At 38.9% G+C, this 15,965-nt stretch carries 14 protein-coding genes; 3 read left to right on the top strand and 11 right to left on the bottom strand.

The genetic code is table 11. The annotated features are described in order from the left end of the window. Positions 1-63: 63 nt before the first annotated feature. Positions 64-1,152: a 2'-deoxycytidine 5'-triphosphate deaminase gene (locus tag HNQ69_RS02510; protein ID WP_183228515.1), complete on the top strand. Its 1,089-nt coding sequence runs from the start codon at positions 64-66 to the stop codon at positions 1,150-1,152. Between the two features lie 970 nt (positions 1,153-2,122). Continuing rightward, positions 2,123-3,274, top strand: coding sequence for an FMN-dependent L-lactate dehydrogenase LldD (gene lldD, locus HNQ69_RS02505; protein ID WP_183228514.1), 1,152 nt, complete (start codon positions 2,123-2,125; stop codon positions 3,272-3,274). A gap of 309 nt (positions 3,275-3,583) precedes the next feature. Here lldD and HNQ69_RS07805 read toward each other — a convergent pair whose 3' ends face one another. From HNQ69_RS07805 to HNQ69_RS02485, 6 genes are all read right to left on the bottom strand, one after another. Next, entirely contained in the window at positions 3,584-4,027 is a 444-nt protein-coding gene (locus tag HNQ69_RS07805; protein ID WP_246348471.1) for a transketolase C-terminal domain-containing protein, read from the bottom strand. A 111-nt stretch (positions 4,028-4,138) separates the two neighbouring features. After that, complete coding sequence (locus tag HNQ69_RS07800; protein WP_343056815.1) at positions 4,139-4,402, bottom strand: hypothetical protein; 264 nt, start codon at positions 4,400-4,402, stop codon at positions 4,139-4,141. 14 nt (positions 4,403-4,416) lie between these two features. Continuing rightward, positions 4,417-4,677 carry a thiamine pyrophosphate-dependent enzyme gene (locus HNQ69_RS07795; RefSeq protein WP_246348464.1) on the bottom strand — a complete coding sequence of 87 codons (261 nt, stop codon included), beginning with the start codon at positions 4,675-4,677 and terminating at the stop codon, positions 4,417-4,419. A gap of 106 nt (positions 4,678-4,783) precedes the next feature. Then, positions 4,784-5,206: a hypothetical protein gene (locus tag HNQ69_RS07790; protein ID WP_246348463.1), complete on the bottom strand. Its 423-nt coding sequence runs from the start codon at positions 5,204-5,206 to the stop codon at positions 4,784-4,786. A 673-nt stretch (positions 5,207-5,879) separates the two neighbouring features. Next, positions 5,880-6,434 carry a 16S rRNA (guanine(966)-N(2))-methyltransferase RsmD gene (gene rsmD / locus HNQ69_RS02490; RefSeq protein ID WP_183228513.1) on the bottom strand — a complete coding sequence of 185 codons (555 nt, stop codon included), beginning with the start codon at positions 6,432-6,434 and terminating at the stop codon, positions 5,880-5,882. Continuing rightward, positions 6,415-7,818, bottom strand: coding sequence for a pseudouridine synthase (locus tag HNQ69_RS02485; protein ID WP_183228512.1), 1,404 nt, complete (start codon positions 7,816-7,818; stop codon positions 6,415-6,417). Before HNQ69_RS02485 ends, rsmD begins: the two co-directional genes overlap by 20 nt. 268 nt (positions 7,819-8,086) lie before the next feature. On the opposite strand from HNQ69_RS02485, the gene HNQ69_RS02480 reads away from it, so the two are divergent. Further along, entirely contained in the window at positions 8,087-8,533 is a 447-nt protein-coding gene (locus HNQ69_RS02480) for a nucleoside deaminase (RefSeq protein ID WP_183228511.1), read from the top strand. 845 nt (positions 8,534-9,378) lie between these two features. Here HNQ69_RS02480 and ileS read toward each other — a convergent pair. The 5 genes from ileS to HNQ69_RS02460 form a co-directional block, all read right to left on the bottom strand. Next, positions 9,379-12,294 carry an isoleucine--tRNA ligase gene (gene ileS / locus HNQ69_RS02475; RefSeq protein WP_183228510.1) on the bottom strand — a complete coding sequence of 972 codons (2,916 nt, stop codon included), beginning with the start codon at positions 12,292-12,294 and terminating at the stop codon, positions 9,379-9,381. Positions 12,295-12,544: 250 nt separating this feature from the next. Further along, on the bottom strand, positions 12,545-14,131 hold the full coding sequence (locus HNQ69_RS02470) for an outer membrane protein (protein ID WP_183228509.1): 1,587 nt from the start codon (positions 14,129-14,131) through the stop codon (positions 12,545-12,547). A gap of 184 nt (positions 14,132-14,315) precedes the next feature. Further along, a complete protein-coding gene (locus HNQ69_RS08215) occupies positions 14,316-14,435 on the bottom strand; it encodes a hypothetical protein (protein ID WP_343056813.1) in 120 nt (39 codons plus the stop codon). A gap of 173 nt (positions 14,436-14,608) precedes the next feature. After that, positions 14,609-14,806 carry a hypothetical protein gene (locus HNQ69_RS08210; protein WP_343056812.1) on the bottom strand — a complete coding sequence of 66 codons (198 nt, stop codon included), beginning with the start codon at positions 14,804-14,806 and terminating at the stop codon, positions 14,609-14,611. Between the two features lie 615 nt (positions 14,807-15,421). Next, on the bottom strand, positions 15,422-15,965 hold a 544-nt coding region (locus HNQ69_RS02460; protein ID WP_246348462.1), incomplete at its 5' end, for an outer membrane protein.

The following is a 15,965-nucleotide window of genomic DNA, read 5'->3' as shown; positions in this document are numbered from 1 at the left end:
TAGCTTGCACCAATCAATCATTTGAGCCAAAAAGAAATGAAGTAAAAATGGAAGGCAAAATATATGGTGCGTATAAGCGGTATTTTAGCAGATAGGGATATAAAAACTTTGATTGAGAATGACATTCTCAAGGCTCTTTGGCCATTTGATACAAACCAAATACAGCCGGCAAGTCTTGATCTTCGTTTAGGAGAGAAAGCTTATCGTATACGTGCTTCCTTTATGCCAGGATCAGATATAAAAGTTTTAGATAAACTCGAACGGTTAAAGTTACACGAATTTGATTTGCGCAACGGAGCAGTCTTGGAAACGGGTTGCGTTTATATTGTTCCTCTTTTGGAAAATTTGGCTTTACCGGAAATTTTATCAGCAGTTGCCAATCCTAAAAGTTCTACCGGACGATTAGATGTTTTTACGCGTGTGATTACCGATAATGCTCAGGAATTCGATAAGATTTATGCCGGTTATCATGGTCCACTTTATCTTGAAATTAGTCCAAGGACATTTCCAATTTTGGTACGTACCGGTTCACGTTTATCTCAGCTTCGATTTCGCAAGGGACACAGTTATTTAAATGAAATTGAGTTGCATGCTCTACATAGGAAAGAATTGCTAATATCGGATGATCTGCCTAATATTAGTGCAAGTGGTATTGGACTTTCTATTAATTTGAAGGGAGATAAAAATGGGCTTGTAGGCTATCGTGGTAAACGTCATACAAGTGTTATTGATATCGATAAACGTGCTGTTGCACACGTTCTAGATTTTTGGGAACCTCTTTTTGACCGTGGTCAAAAGGAACTGATCCTTGATCCTGATGAGTTTTATATTTTAGTTTCGCGAGAAACGGTCCATGTTCCTCCACTTTACGCAGCTGAAATGACCCCTTTTGATCCCTTAGTTGGTGAATTTAGAGTGCATTATGCAGGTTTTTTTGATCCAGGATTTGGGCATAGAGAGACAGGTGGAAATGGAGCAAAAGCGGTTTTGGAAGTGCGCAGCCATGAAGTTCCGTTTATTTTGGAGCATGGTCAAATTATCGGCCGTTTAGTATATGAACATATGCTTAATCGGCCGTTAGTACTTTATGGGCATGATGCTGGATCACATTATCAAGCGCAGGGATTAAAATTATCTAAGCATTTTAAATGATTTGAAAACACAAACTCTGATAAAATATTTGCAAAAAGCATATTTGAGCAAAGGAAGAGCTTCAGTTTTTTGCAGAGGGCGTGCACTGTCAATTTGTTTGTTTCTCAAAATGAATGGTTGCCACATTTTCTCCATGTTAAAAATTTTAAATAAAGCTATCATGTATTTTATTTCACAAAGAATATCCTTAAACGGTAAAAAAGTAAGTTTTCAGGAAAAGAACAATAACAAATTTTTCCAATGGAGCATTATCTATAATTTTTTAAATGTATCCTATCTTTGATTTAAATAAAATTTTGATAATTTTATATAAATCAGGCTCTTTGTGTATAATCAATTTATAGTATGATTAGAAAATAGTTTTATCAAATATGCTATTTTTTTATTTATCTGTATTCATATTTATTTAAAGTTCTTTCAAAATCCCTAAATAGATCAAAGAATGTACTTTTTATAAACTGTGCTCAGTCCGAAACCCGCGAAAGAAAGCACTGGATTCATATGAAACGTTGCGTTCGTCTATTAATGCTCTTTTTCATATTTATAGGGAGGATTTCATGTTTTATACTCAATAGTTGGCTCTATAACTTTTTTGACTGTAATGTGAAATATCTTTATCATTCAGAAGAAAGAATATCGCTTTGAAATTGGAATCGATGACCCAAAAAGTCTCTTAAAGAGCAGTTGTTATAACAAGGCTATCATGTCTTAATTCTTGGATACTAACAACCTATGCATTTGTAAGTTATTGATAAGACTTATCACCGTTAGATTCTTAATCTGGATAAGAACAATAACTGGATAAGAACAATAAAATGTTGTTCTTATGGATGTTTTTATGTTGTAATCTTAATTGCCTCCATCTACTGAATGGAGCATTCTATTGGGGCGTCTAAGAAGAGACGCGTGGGTTGGGACTTGTTAGTTTGAAAGTGCTTCAGTTTTTCGTTTATGGAATCATGGTATCGTTATGATTATCTCCTCAACACTTGATTATCGCGAAGCGGCAAGACGTCGGCTTCCACCTTTTCTTTTTCATTATATTGATGGCGGGGCTTATGCTGAAGAAACAATGCGACGCAATTATACAGATCTTCAAGCACTTGCACTACGTCAAAGGATTCTACGGCAGATGAGTAAAGTTGATCTTTCAACCAAGCTTTTTGATCAAACACTTGATTTGCCGATTATACTTGCACCCGTTGGATTAACTGGCATGTATGCGCACCGTGGTGAGGTACAAGCCGCACGTGCAGCCGTTGCAAAAGGTATTCCCTTTACCCTATCCTCAGTTTCAGTTTGCCCCATTGCAGAAGTTCAAAAAGCGGTTGGAAGTGCATTTTGGTTTCAACTTTACGTTCTCAAAGATCGCGGGTTCATGCGTGATGCATTAGAGCGATCTTGGGCATCTGGTGTGCGGACGCTGGTCTTTACAGTTGATATGCCGGTTCCTGGTGCACGTTATCGTGATGCGCATTCGGGAATGTCTGGACCTTATGCTAAGTTACGCCGTATTTTACAAGCTTTTACCCATCCACATTGGGCTTGGAATGTTGGTGTTATGGGACGTCCCCATGATCTTGGAAATGTTTCTACTTATCTAAAAAAGCAAATTTCATTGGAAGACTATGTTGGTTGGCTTGGTGCAAATTTTGATCCATCAATTGGTTGGCGTGATCTGCAATGGATTCGAGATTTTTGGAAAGGAAAAATGATTTTGAAGGGTATTCTTGATCCACAAGATGCACGAGAAGCGGTACAATTTGGTGCGGATGGTATTGTCGTTTCCAATCATGGAGGGCGTCAACTTGATGGTGTCTTATCAACTGCAAGAGCTTTGCCAGCAATTGCGGAGGCTGTGAAGGGTGATTTGACTATTTTAGCAGATTCTGGTGTTCGTTCTGGCCTTGATGTTGTACGGATGATAGCACAAGGTGCGGATGCCGTTATGATTGGTCGTGCTTTTGTTTATGCGCTTGCAGCAGCGGGTGAAAAAGGTGTGACACACCTCCTTAATCTTTTTGCGAATGAGATGCGAGTCGCTATGACATTGACTGGTGTACCCGCAATTAAACAAATCACACGTGAGAGTTTAGCAACTACAACTACTTTCGAGCAATGAAGAAAGCACGCTTACTCTCTTCGGAAAAGAGAAACTACTCGTTCATTGAAAACTGGAAAAGCGCGGTTTAGTATGTTTATATGCCTCTTATTTTTTCATCTCCTCAATGGTTTATGATATTTTTCATGTGCGAACATATTCAGATACAATTGAATGTTTTATCTGTTATTTCTTATTTCAGCACTAAAGCAGTTTTCGTTATACCCTCTCTCGACTGATTCCATAATTTGCCAAAACATCCTATTGGCTTCAATTGCAGATCGGATCATTCGCTATTCCTAACGATACAAATTTACACGCAATGTTCTGTTACATAAGCAATCTAGCAATTGCTTCTCTAAGCCCTCCATTGATGCTCTGCTCTTCACAGACAATAACAGATCTGTGAGATTTGCAGAATTCTAGCACAGATGCATTATCTAAAGATCGAATTGTTGGTACACTAACAATCGTTGGTATAACTTCATATTTTTGGAGTTCTTCAATGACATCGAGACAAATCTGAACAGTCTCACCAGTGGCAAGCAAGAGAAGATCTTTTCCCTTTTTTATAACAGAAGCTTTACTGATATCGATTTTTACAGCATTACTATGAATATTTGTAATAGCATGCTTTCCTAAACGTATATAAGCAGGCTTAGAATTACTTAGTGTCGATAGAATTGCAGCTTCTGTTTCTTTAATTATTCTGCAGGAGCAATGTGATGCGTATGTTAGGAATAGCGCAAAGCGAAGCAAAATCGGAAATAGCATGATGGGTTGCCCCGAGCGGCCCATAGCTAATCCCAGTATTAATACCAATCAGTCAAACAGAATTTTTGCAATAAGCAACATCTACCTTTATTTGTTCAAGTGCACGCATTGTTAAAAAACAAGCCTGCGAAACAACAAATGTTTTTTTCCACACAAAGCAAGACCAGCAGCAATAACTACCAAATTTTGTTCAGCAATTCCAACTTCTATGATACGTTCGGGATAGAGCTTTGCAAATTGATCAATCTTTCCAGATAGGCGTGAATCAGCCGTCAAAACGACAATATCTTGCGCTACTTTTATAAGAGTCTGATTTAAAATTTCGAGGTTTGAAAATTTCACGGCAGTTTGTGTCTGGTGATGAAGATTATCCACGGCTATGCTCCCCATTAATTGAATTTTTGACTCAATTTCCTTGACAGCAAGATTATATTCCTCATCTGTTGGAACTTTATTGTGCAGGTTATTTCATTTTCCATGGTGAAAATTCCACTCCCCTTTATTGTGTTCCTAATTATTGCTGTTGGTTTGTCTTTATGGGAGGGAAGTGATTCTAATGATGTTTTCAGTTGTGTTATATCGTGACCATCAATTTCGACAACATGCCAGCCAAAACTTGTAAATTTATCTGCCAAGGACTCTGTTTTCATTAAGACATCCGTTGTGTCAGTATAATTTAGAGCCGATTTCTATCAACAACTGCAATGAGATTGCTGATTTTATAGCGCGCCGAAAAAATGCAACCTCCCAGATAAATCACTCTGTCATTTCACCATCGCAAAGAAGCACAAAAACACGGTAGAATTGAGAATTAAGCTGTCCAGAAAGAGCCATTCCTGCACAGGGAGACAAGCCACGACCAAGAGAACCTGTGCTTTGCTCAATGCCAGGAACTTTTTTGGTGACATGACCAATAAAATTTGACACAAAGCTTAAATAAGTATCAAGAAGTTGAGGATTAAATATCCCATTTCTGATAATACAATATGCAACATGCAACGCATCGACCGCATGTCCCTTACTTTGGATATATCGATCGTGATTGCGATCATGGATACACGTTGGATTTAGTTGAAGAATATATTCGTATAAGATATAAATGAAATCAATACGGAAAAAACTCCCAGCTGTGTGACCGGAATTTGCTTTTCTAATGAGATCAAGTATTTTAAGACGCAAACGGAGAGCTTAGATTGCATCGTAAATATCTGCTTTATTAGGTTGCATAAGCCATACTGTCTCCCCTCTCAGAAGGTTAAAATAGAACCCGCAAATCGCAATTTTATATCTTACTTATCCCTTATTTTGAACGTATAAGATAATTTGCATGATAAAGAGGATACTGAATCTGATAAAATTTAGGCTGATATTATATCAATGATGTAGCAAATTGCAGATTTATTTATTTTAAAATATTTTTATGTATTTTTTCATCGTTACACTTCGTAGATATTTTTTACAAAAGCATAGAAAGTTATCGCATCATCGATTTTAAAGATTGCAACTTGGTATAATATTATCAAAAATTTGGATAATACAGCAACATTGAAAGAGCAGTTACACTTTCTATACTGCCTATATTGCTGGCCTAAAATTAAATTATTGTAATGATCATGAAAAGCTCATTTAAACCATGCCATATATTTTTAGATGCATCGTGTGTAGAAATAAGAAATTGTATGTTAGTGATAAAAATAGTCGTATAAAATCTTTCCCCATTTTTGATTGGTTTTAGAAACGACTGTTGATTCATAAAGCAATCGCTCCATAAAAAGAGCAGTGAAAAAAGATCTATAAATAATATCTCTCATCCTATCGGATAAAAATGAGAACTTTTTCAAACCTGAAGCTATCATCGTAGTTTATAAAGACGGATTGCTGTCTCACCATAAAAACGCTCATCATCGAGACAAAATACATCAGGTAAATGAATAATTGCATCTTTCTTTTCTTCAAGCACAAAGAGCGTATCAGCTTTTGCCCACCCTCCCCTTAGCGCCTCCACAAAAGCACGTTCACCTAAAGAATAGCCATAGGGAGGATCCGCAAAAATAACATCAAATGGAAGCATTGTCCCAATATTACCCAGTTTTGTTGCATCACGACGCAAGATACGCCCAATAGACTGTAATTCAAAAGCTTCAATATTTTTTTGCAGCAGTCCACGTCCCTCAACAGAACTTTCAACAAAAACAGCAGCTTTTGCACCACGTGATAGAGCTTCTATACCTAAAGCACCAGTTCCAGAAAAAAGATCAAGAATACGTTTGTTGGTCCAAAATTGTTCTTCTCGGCTAGCAAGAATATTAAAAAGACTTTCGCGTGTACGATCACTCGTTGGACGAATCGACTGCCCCATAGGCGCAAACAACACACGTCCAGCAAATTTACCGCCGACGATTCGCACGTGGTCCTCCAAATTTCTTCGCTGCTTTCGCATCACCACGATACGCTTTAGATTTTTTCATGGCACCATCAAATGATTTAACCCTACGCTTACTCTCAAAAGAACGCGCATCATTATTGCCTTTCATAACCTTTTCTTCTTTCTTAAAAAAACACTCCTTCTTGCCAAAAACATGCGCTTTACTAAAAGGTTTTTTACCACCTTTTTGATCAAAAGGAGCACCCTTCTCTTTCCGCAACTGAACGTCTGATAGCTTTTCCTTGCTTCGATGAAAAGATCTCTGACCAGCTAAATTACTTTTACGTTCATGAGGGGACTTCTCATTATAGGAAGACTTCTTACACGCACTTTGTGGACGTGCACCAGGAGCCATCCAAACATTAGAACGACGGTAACGAGGCAAAAAACGCTCCGCTTCTCCATCCTTACCCTGGCCTTTGCACATAAATTTTTCATCAGATTTTGTATCTAATCGTGATTGAGTGTGCTTAGCAGAACCGTCTCGCTGTTTGCGTTGTGTGCCTCCCCCACTTGAAAAAACCCAACTATCATTTGTGACAGAAGAATCTTTACTGCTTCGTTTTTCCGCAACAACTGCAGAATTTGAAAACGGCTTAAGGATAGGAGCATCAAAATTTGCATTGGCTTGCATAATTAAACGCTCACCCAATTGCTCACGCAGCATCCGACCCTTTATCTCACGAACGGCTCCTTCTTCCAAGTCAGAGAGCTGAAACGGACCATAAGATATACGAATTAAACGATTAACCGATAATCCTAATGCACCTAAAACGTTCTTTATTTCACGATTTTTTCCTTCACGCAAAGCCACAGAAAGCCATACATTTGCCCCTTGTTCACGTTCAATCGACGCTTCAATCGAACCATAGAAAATACCATTAACCGCGATACCATTTTTAAGGCTATCAAGAGTACTTTGTTTTACTCTTCCATAAGCACGAACCCGATATTTGCGCACCCACCCCGTTAACGGAAGTTCCAAAACACGTGCTAAACCACCATCATTGGTTAATAGCAAAAGCCCTTCTGTGTTAATATCAAGCCTCCCCACAGAAAGGACACGAGGCATTCCTTTCGGCAAATTTTCGAATACTGTTGATCTACCTTCAGGATCACGGTTAGTGGTGACAAATCCTACAGGCTTATGATAAAGCCATAACCGCGTTCGTTCTATGGGAGATAAAGGTTTGCCATCAACTTTAATAACATCAGAGCGGGTAACATTAAAAGCGGGTGTCGTTACAACTTTACCATTAACAACAATACGACCTGCAAAAATCATCATTTCAGCATCACGCCGTGAAGCAACACCAGCACGCGCTAACCTTTTGGCAATCCGCTCACTCTCACTGTTTTCATTCATTTGCTTTTTATACCAATCTCTTCCCGTACGTTCAGCAAATCGTCGCCCCGTACCATACCGCTTATCCTAAAAAGGGAGGGAGTAACACAATCATTTATCATTTTCTATCCTTTAACAACAATAATGTATCGGTTTACTTGCAAGTTCGTTTTAAACATTTTAAAAATGATGCCCCTTTGTTATAAAAGGATCATAGCTCACTCATTTTATATTACTCTTCTCTACGGAGAAACCTTTCGAATCTCTACGCTTTTGCAGAAAGAACTTTATGACGTTGACTCCCATGGAAATAGCCCTCTTAGAAGCCCAATGGGCAAAAAAAAAAGATGAAGTCCCGGTAGGCGCTGTTATCACACGCGGTAAAACAATCATTGCACGCGCTGGGAACTATATAAAAGCCGCATATGATCCTACAGGACATGCAGAAATGCGTGTTATCCGTATGGCTTGTGAAACAAGCCAAAGTGAAAGGCTTCCTGATTGCGACCTTTATGTAACGCTTGAACCTTGCGCTATGTGTGCTGCAGCTATTTCATTCGCACGTATTAGGCGTCTCTACTATGCAACAAGCGATCCTAAAGGAGGCGCTATCGAACACGGCCCACACCTCTATCAGCAACCAATCTGTCATCATAGGCCTGAGGTTTATTCTGGTTTTAAAGAAAAAGAAGCTACTCAACTTCTTAAAGATTTTTTTGCACAAAAGCGGCGTTAAAAACAACTCCTCTTCTTATCTATAACCTCCCCTTTTAAAACAATATTCAATTCCCTTTAAAAAATTACCAGCTCTTTTTCCAGCACCTGCTTTCCAAGCACTTTTTCTCTGACGCTTTTTTAGCACTTCGCCTTACTCTGTTGACAAAAAAGTACAATCCTTGCCGGTTGACGATAACTTAAAAGCAACTCGGTGAAATATCAACGATACTGCACACTTTCCACTCGTGCTCTCTGATGGCAGAAATATTCCTGTCACTGTTTTTTACTGAACCAAGAAACACTTTGCAAACCAGAGAGATTATTAATGGTCATTATCTAAAAATACTTTTTTGGAAAAACAGAAACTCTGCCATCACAAAAATATTTCTTTAGTGTTACTGTCCCAACAATAGAACTATCTTGTATGTACTCCACCTTTCTGATGGTAGTGGTAAAACTAAGCGTGAGTCAAGCTTTGGAGTTCTGGATGGGGCTTTATAACAATCTGACTCTTGTTGTTTGTAGGTGTTAGCGAAGTAATGTTGGCAATATCTCCAAAAAATTGTAACAAAGCCGCTTTACCTGTACCATAAGTGGGAGCAGATATACTACATCCCGTTAAAACAAAGTATAAACCTAAGATGCTGATTTAAAATATTTTCATGTCAGATCTTCTCATCATTTATTCATTTTTTTCAGTATATGGCTGATTTGATATTCTTGTGATTTATAGATATCAACTCCACATATAGACAAAACAAAGAGAGTTCTTTGTACTACAAAAAACTATACGCATAAAAAAAAGAATTAAAATGATTACAATGCTGTTTTAAATCCTATTTTTCTCCCTTCTGACTCCAAATTTTAAATCTTTCCGAGTATCTGTAACTCTCGTAAAGCAGCTGCATCGCGAGCAGATACATCAGGATAAGCTGGGTCGCATCCAACATCTTGTGTATAACGCCACGACCTGGCACATTTTTTTCCTAATGCCTTCCCCGGATAGACCCCAACACCTTCAACATCGCTTAGAGTAAAAGCATCAGAGGGTGGTATGCCTTGTGTAATTGTTAGAGCACTGGTGATACAAATTTCCGCCATATCCAAATTTTCTAATGCCTTCAATAAAGCTGGATTAGAAATAAAAACAATAGGTGCTGCTTCCAAAGATGATCCAATACGCTTATCAGCACGTTCAAGCTCTAAAGCACCTGTCACAACTTTACGAACCTGCCGAACTTTCTTCCAACGTTCCGCTAAAGATTCATTTTGCCATTCTTCTCGCACAGGGCGGAATTGCTCCAAATGTACCGAATGACTTTCTGGATAACGCTCCAACCAAGCTTCTTCCATAGTAAAAGGCAACATTGGAGCAAGCCACGTTACCATTCGCTCAAAAATCTCACGAATAACCTGCAAAGAAGCTTTACGTTTTTTTGATGAAGGTGCATCACAATAAAGGGAATCTTTGCGAATATCAAAATAAAATGCCGATAACTCAATGATCGAAAAGTCTAACAATGCACGCATAATCTTCTTAAAATCAAACTCGTCATAGGATCGATTAATCAATTGATCGAGTTCAAAAAGCTGATGCAATATAAATTTTTCAAGATCCGGTAGTGCACAATAAGGTATTTCTTCTCCTTCATCATGCGCTAAAGTTCCAAGCATCCAACGAATAGCATTCCGGAGTTTACGATAAGAATCAACATTTGTTTGAAGAACGTTTTTGCCTAAACGCTGATCTTCCCAATAATCAGTTGTCATCACCCAGAGACGAAAAATATCAGCACCAGATGTTTTAATGATCTCTTGAGGAATGACCGTATTCCCCAAAGATTTAGACATTTTCTTGCCATTCTCATCCAGAGTAAAACCGTGTGTGATCACTGTCTTATAAGGAGAACAAGCGCGCGTACCACAGCTTTCCAAAAGAGAAGATTGGAACCACCCGCGATGTTGATCAGATCCTTCAAAATAAACATCGGCAGGCCATTGTAAATCAGCCCGATCTTCCAATACAAAACGATGACTCGCGCCAGAATCAAACCAAACATCAAGAATATCATGAACCTGAACCCAAGGCTCATGCGCACGTTCACCTAAAAAACGTTCACGTGCTCCCTCAGCAAACCAGGCATCTGCCCCTTCTACTTCAAAAGCTCGCAAAATGCGCTCATTCACACGCTCATCTTTAAGAACAACACCATCCTCATTGGCAAAAATACAAATTGGAACGCCCCAAGATCGCTGACGAGAAAGGACCCAATCAGGACGATCCGCTATCATAGAAGCCAACCGGTTTTGACCAGAAGAAGGAACAAAACGCGTCACAGAAATAGCTTTCAAAGCTCGGCTACGTAAAGTTGAACCATCACCAAGATCTTTATCCATTGCAATAAACCATTGTGGTGTATTACGAAAAATAACTGGCCTTTTTGAGCGCCAACTATGAGGGTAGGAATGCTTTAAACGACCGCGTGCAAACAATCGATTCGCTTTAATTAGAGCGTCAATAACCTCTTTATTGGCATCTCCCATCTTCCCATTGTCATCAATAATGCGTGCAGGACCTCCTTTACGGTCCGGCCCAAAACCAGGAATATCTTTCGTATAAAAACCAGCATCATCAACAGGAAATGGTATCGACGTATCAATCCCCGCCTGTTCCAATAGAGGCTTATAAGCATTCCAAATTTCAAAATCTTCACGCCCATGGCTGGGTGCGGTATGAACAAAACCTGTACCCGCACTCTCTGTTACGTGCGAACCATCAAGCAGCGCAATCTTATAATGATAACTTCCAGCTAAACCTTTAAGTGGATGAGAAAGGATAAGCGTTTTTAGCTCATCAGCCGAAACAACACGCAAATGTTTCAAAACAAGTTTTGCTTTTTCTGCACAGCTCATGGCCAACGCATCAGCAAAAAGAAGTTTTTCCCCAACTTGAGGACCAAAATCATTCTCCGCACTTTCAACTTCGTAAAGACTGTAAGAAATCTGCGAAGAATAACTAATCGCACGGTTCCCTGGAATTGTCCACGGAGTTGTTGTCCAAATCACGACATAGGCATCATATAAATCGCTAGAATCTGCTTCAGAAACTGGAAACTTGACCCAAATAACCTCTGATTCATGATCATGATATTCAATCTCTGCCTCAGCCAAAGCCGTGCGCTCAACAACAGACCACATTACAGGTTTTGAACCACGGTAAATCTGATCAGACATAACAAATTTTATCAACTCACTGGCAATGCGTGCTTCTGCATGAAAAGCCATTGTGGTATAAGGAGTATTAAAGTCTCCGATAACGCCAAGGCGTTTAAACTCTTCACTTTGAACAGTTATCCAATGTTGTGCAAATTCACGGCACTCTTGACGAAATTCGTGAAGGGGTACATCGTCTTTGTTTTTCCCTTTCGCACGATATTTTTCTTCAATCTTCCATTCAATGGGGAGTCCATGACAATCCCAACCAGGAACATAATTTGCGTTAAAACCGCGCATTTGGAATGAACGAACAATCACGTCCTTTAGAACTTTATTCAAAGCATGGCCAATGTGAATATGGCCATTTGCATAAGGTGGACCATCATGAAGAATATAAAGTGGGCGCTCTTTTGCTTGTTGGCGCAACTGCGTATAAAGCCCCATATCTTCCCACCGCGCCATCAATTCAAGCTCTTTTTGCGGCAACCCCGCACGCATAGGAAAATTTGTTCGTGGTAAATAAAGGGTTTTCGAATAATCTCTTGTTTCATTTTTCACAGTCATTGTGAAATTCCTGTCCACTTTTACGATTTCATTTTTGCATAACTTCCCTGAACCCTGCAACTCTGTTTTTTTGATCTATAGGGAAAGCCGAGCTTTTCATTCGTATTAAGCAGCGATCAAGAAGATATATTGTCACATTTTATGGGCTTTATCATGAAATTATCAAGAAAGGAAACCCAAAAATAATCTTCTCAAAAAATAAAGGCTCCACTAGTGGTGGAGCCTCTTAGCAACTTATTCTTAAGGCAAATTAGAATTTGTAAGCGACACCAACGCGGAAATCATTGGTTTTATATTTCATTTCAAGTTTTTCCTTTGCAAATTTCTTTTTACCAAAATCAGAGTAACGATATTCCGCACGCACAATGACATTGTCGAGCATTGCAAAATCAATTCCACCACCAAGAGTATAACCAACCATTGTCTTCGTTTCATCGGTTAAGTTCTTAGAAGAAAGGCCTGTTCCATCCTCTTTCTTAAGTGATATGGATACAGTGTCTTGGAGCTGCGCATAAGCAATACCACCAGCAACATAAGGCATAAAGCGATCAGAAGCAAAACCTATACGCATCCGTGTAGCACCTGCCCAATTTTGCTTCAAAGTATGGCTGAAAGTTTCAGCGCTATCACTATACTCAAGACCAAGTTCAGAGACCATCTCTTTTATTTGCTCTATACCATATACACTGGAACCGTTCTGATCCCCAGCTTGTGTACCTTGCGTACCATGCCCAGCTCCATTCTGTGCACCATGCGGATTAGAGGCGCGCGAATTAGTAACCTGGGGATTAGCACTAGCACCATGTCCAACTCCATGAGATGCACCATGACCATGATAACTGTAGGTTGTGCGATCTGTCCCGTTGACAGTGTGTACTGTCTGCTTTGCTGCTGGTAATAGTCCTTCTTTTTGTGTTGTTACTGCTGCAGATGAAGATCCTGATCTTGCCAGGACTAATTCTGGTTCTGATGCTGCTTGTGTTCTTGATCGTCCTAGCAATAATAATCTCCCTTCACCTAATCCCGGTGATACGGCTGGTGTTTTTGTTTCTCCTGTTGTTGATTTCGCAGATACTGTTGTTTCTGTTGTTGCAGCTACCGGTTTTTCTGCTGGAGCTGTTGGACCTTGCGCTGCCTTCGCTGGAGTTCTTGACGCTGCTGGAGCTGGCGTTTGCGTTTGTGTTGGCGCTACTGGAACTGTCACTGGAGCTGTTTCTGTCTCTGATCTTGCAACTTCTGGCTGTTTTATTACCGCTTTTACTGATACCGTTCTTCCTACTACTGATTTCGCTTGTACTGGCCTTGGTGCTGCTGGTTTTGCTGCTTTTGGTCCCGCTACTGCATTCGTTTGTGTTGTTCTTTGTGATGTTGGCGCCAGTGTTGTTGATGATGGAGTCCCTGATAATGATCGCGCTGATCTACGAGATCTTGCTACTAAATTGTCTACTACAGCATTATCAGAGGCCCCTATAGTAACAGTCTTTGTGTATTTTTGTCCAGACCAGATTAAATCCGTATCGATACCAAAAACAAAATTATTGCCAAGATCAATATTCGCACCTGTATAAAAACCACTCTCAAAAGCTGAAAGTTTAGGTGATAAATCTTTACTCAGTGGTACAGTTTTATCTTTACTAATAATACCCATATCCGTTTTACTTGAAAAACCACCAATCTGACCACCAAGGTAAAAGCCCGTCCATGTAAAATTAGGAGCGACCAAAGCTGACGAAGCAACTGGCGCTGGTTGGCGAGGAACAGTCACATCAGCTGCCTGCACTGCAGAAGCTGAAATCAGAGCAAAAATAGATGTTGTTAGTAAACGATTCATATTCATAAAATATCTCCAAATATCCAAAACGGATTGTATATAGTGAATCTGTTTTAAAATATCTGTAGCAAAAATATCACATTCACAAAAAAATAGAGGCCCTGTCAAAGACAGAACCTCTTAGTAATTCTATTTTTTACAAAATTAGAATTCGTAAGCTACACCAACACGGAAATCATTGATTTTGAAATTATATTCTTTTTTCTTCTTTAAAAAATTTCTTTCTACCAAAATCTGAGTAACGGTATTCTGTACGCAACAGAACATTATCAGTCATTACAAAATCAACATCAATAGTGAAACCAACCATTGTCCCTGTTTCAGAAGATGAGTTCTTTTTTTCTCCAGCATTCCACCCTTGACCGCTAGCTGCATATAAGCAACACTACCAGAAACATAAGGCATAATGGGATCAACAGTAGCAAAACCAATACGCACGCATGTAGTACTAGACCAGTTCTGTTTAAATTCAACGCTTTGTTTTTACAATATAGTACCTTGAACTGAATCTGAAACAGCTAAGAGCTTCACAACTTCTACATCTTCAACTCCGGCTCCTGCATTTCCAGCTTCAAGTTTTGCAGGTTGTTCAAGCGCTACTGTATTTTTTTCTAGACCAAACCAGATCCGTTTCAACACCCAAGACAAGATTTCTTCCAAGACAAAAATTGGATCCTGCATACAGACCACCAATCAAACCTGAAAATTTAGGTGAGAGATCTTTATAAATTGAAGTGTCATTATCCTTTTATAACTCAAGGCAATTTTACTCAAAAAACTACCAATCTGACCACCAATCTAAAAACCTGTCCAAGAAAAGGTAGAAGCAGTTATAACTGCTGGTGTTACTTCATGCGAAACAATAACATCAGCAGGCTACGCCACAGAAGCTGCAATCAAAATGATAACAGCAGTTGCCATTAAATATTTTTCACAAATTTTGCTCCTATTTATTTGCTCCTATTTATTTTAGGATGCAATATTATACACCTTGGCAAAAATCTGTAGTAAAAACGACACAATTACACAAAACAGAAACCCTCTTGAGAAGCTTAAGCTTCTTAATAATTTTATTTGCATGACAGTTTATAATTATAATTTATTATTATATAAATTCAAATTACTGAAATTAAGTTTAAATTTCTACTTTTAATTTACGAATTTTCTTTTACCAAAATCGATGAATAACACCATTCCACATGCATAAGAATATGGGCTATGTAATAATATAGCAACAGAAAAACATGTGAGGTCCCACCACACGGATGGAACTTCTCCTTAATTTAAGCCTCTATATTAAAATTTATAGGCTACACCAACACGGAAATCATTAGTCTTGTAGTTAAACTCAGCACCATCATCTTGGAATTTCTTTTTACCAAAATCTGAATAACGGTATTCCGCACGCACCAGAACATTATCAGTCATTGCATAATCAATACCCCCACCAAGGGTGTAGCCAATCATCATTGTTGTTTTATCAAGCAAAGTACCAGAAACCGTTTTTAGTTTATTATTTGCTACATCTGGATCATCATATGGTGCTGCCACTGCTGGTGCTATCACTGCTATTGTTCCTGTAACGGTAGAGATACCTTGCATCTGTGCATAAGCAATACCACCAGCAACATAGGGCAGAATGCGATCAGCAGCTGCAAAACCAATACGGACTCGCGTAGTACCAGACCATTTTTCTTTATAAGTAAAGCCATATGAGGCTGTACCACCCTTTACGACCTTTGCACCATCAGGCAACTTAATGCCAGCATCTTTAAGATCTTCCTCGAAATCTGCAAGATTACTATCATCAAGAACTTTTGTAAGAATCGTTTTTGTATCT

The organism is Bartonella callosciuri (assembly GCF_014203215.1).
GTDB classification, from domain to species: Bacteria; Pseudomonadota; Alphaproteobacteria; order Rhizobiales; family Rhizobiaceae; genus Bartonella; species Bartonella callosciuri.
This window is presented reverse-complemented; position numbering and strand designations above follow the sequence as displayed.

What these genes read in the sequence shown, in the direction of transcription:
- HNQ69_RS02510 (WP_183228515.1), top strand. Translation starts at nt 64, where the DNA reads ATGGTGCGTATAAGCGGTATTTTAGCAGATAGGGATATAAAAACTTTG.
- lldD (WP_183228514.1), top strand. Translation starts at nt 2,123, where the DNA reads ATGATTATCTCCTCAACACTTGATTATCGCGAAGCGGCAAGACGTCGG.
- HNQ69_RS07805 (WP_246348471.1), bottom strand. Translation starts at nt 4,027, where the DNA reads ATGCTATTTCCGATTTTGCTTCGCTTTGCGCTATTCCTAACATACGCA.
- HNQ69_RS07795 (WP_246348464.1), bottom strand. Translation starts at nt 4,677, where the DNA reads ATGAAAACAGAGTCCTTGGCAGATAAATTTACAAGTTTTGGCTGGCAT.
- HNQ69_RS02485 (WP_183228512.1), bottom strand. Translation starts at nt 7,818, where the DNA reads ATGAATGAAAACAGTGAGAGTGAGCGGATTGCCAAAAGGTTAGCGCGT.
- HNQ69_RS02480 (WP_183228511.1), top strand. Translation starts at nt 8,087, where the DNA reads ATGACGTTGACTCCCATGGAAATAGCCCTCTTAGAAGCCCAATGGGCA.
- ileS (WP_183228510.1), bottom strand. Translation starts at nt 12,294, where the DNA reads ATGACTGTGAAAAATGAAACAAGAGATTATTCGAAAACCCTTTATTTA.
- HNQ69_RS02470 (WP_183228509.1), bottom strand. Translation starts at nt 14,131, where the DNA reads ATGAATATGAATCGTTTACTAACAACATCTATTTTTGCTCTGATTTCA.
- HNQ69_RS08215 (WP_343056813.1), bottom strand. Translation starts at nt 14,435, where the DNA reads ATGGTTGGTTTCACTATTGATGTTGATTTTGTAATGACTGATAATGTT.
- HNQ69_RS08210 (WP_343056812.1), bottom strand. Translation starts at nt 14,806, where the DNA reads ATGCAGGATCCAATTTTTGTCTTGGAAGAAATCTTGTCTTGGGTGTTG.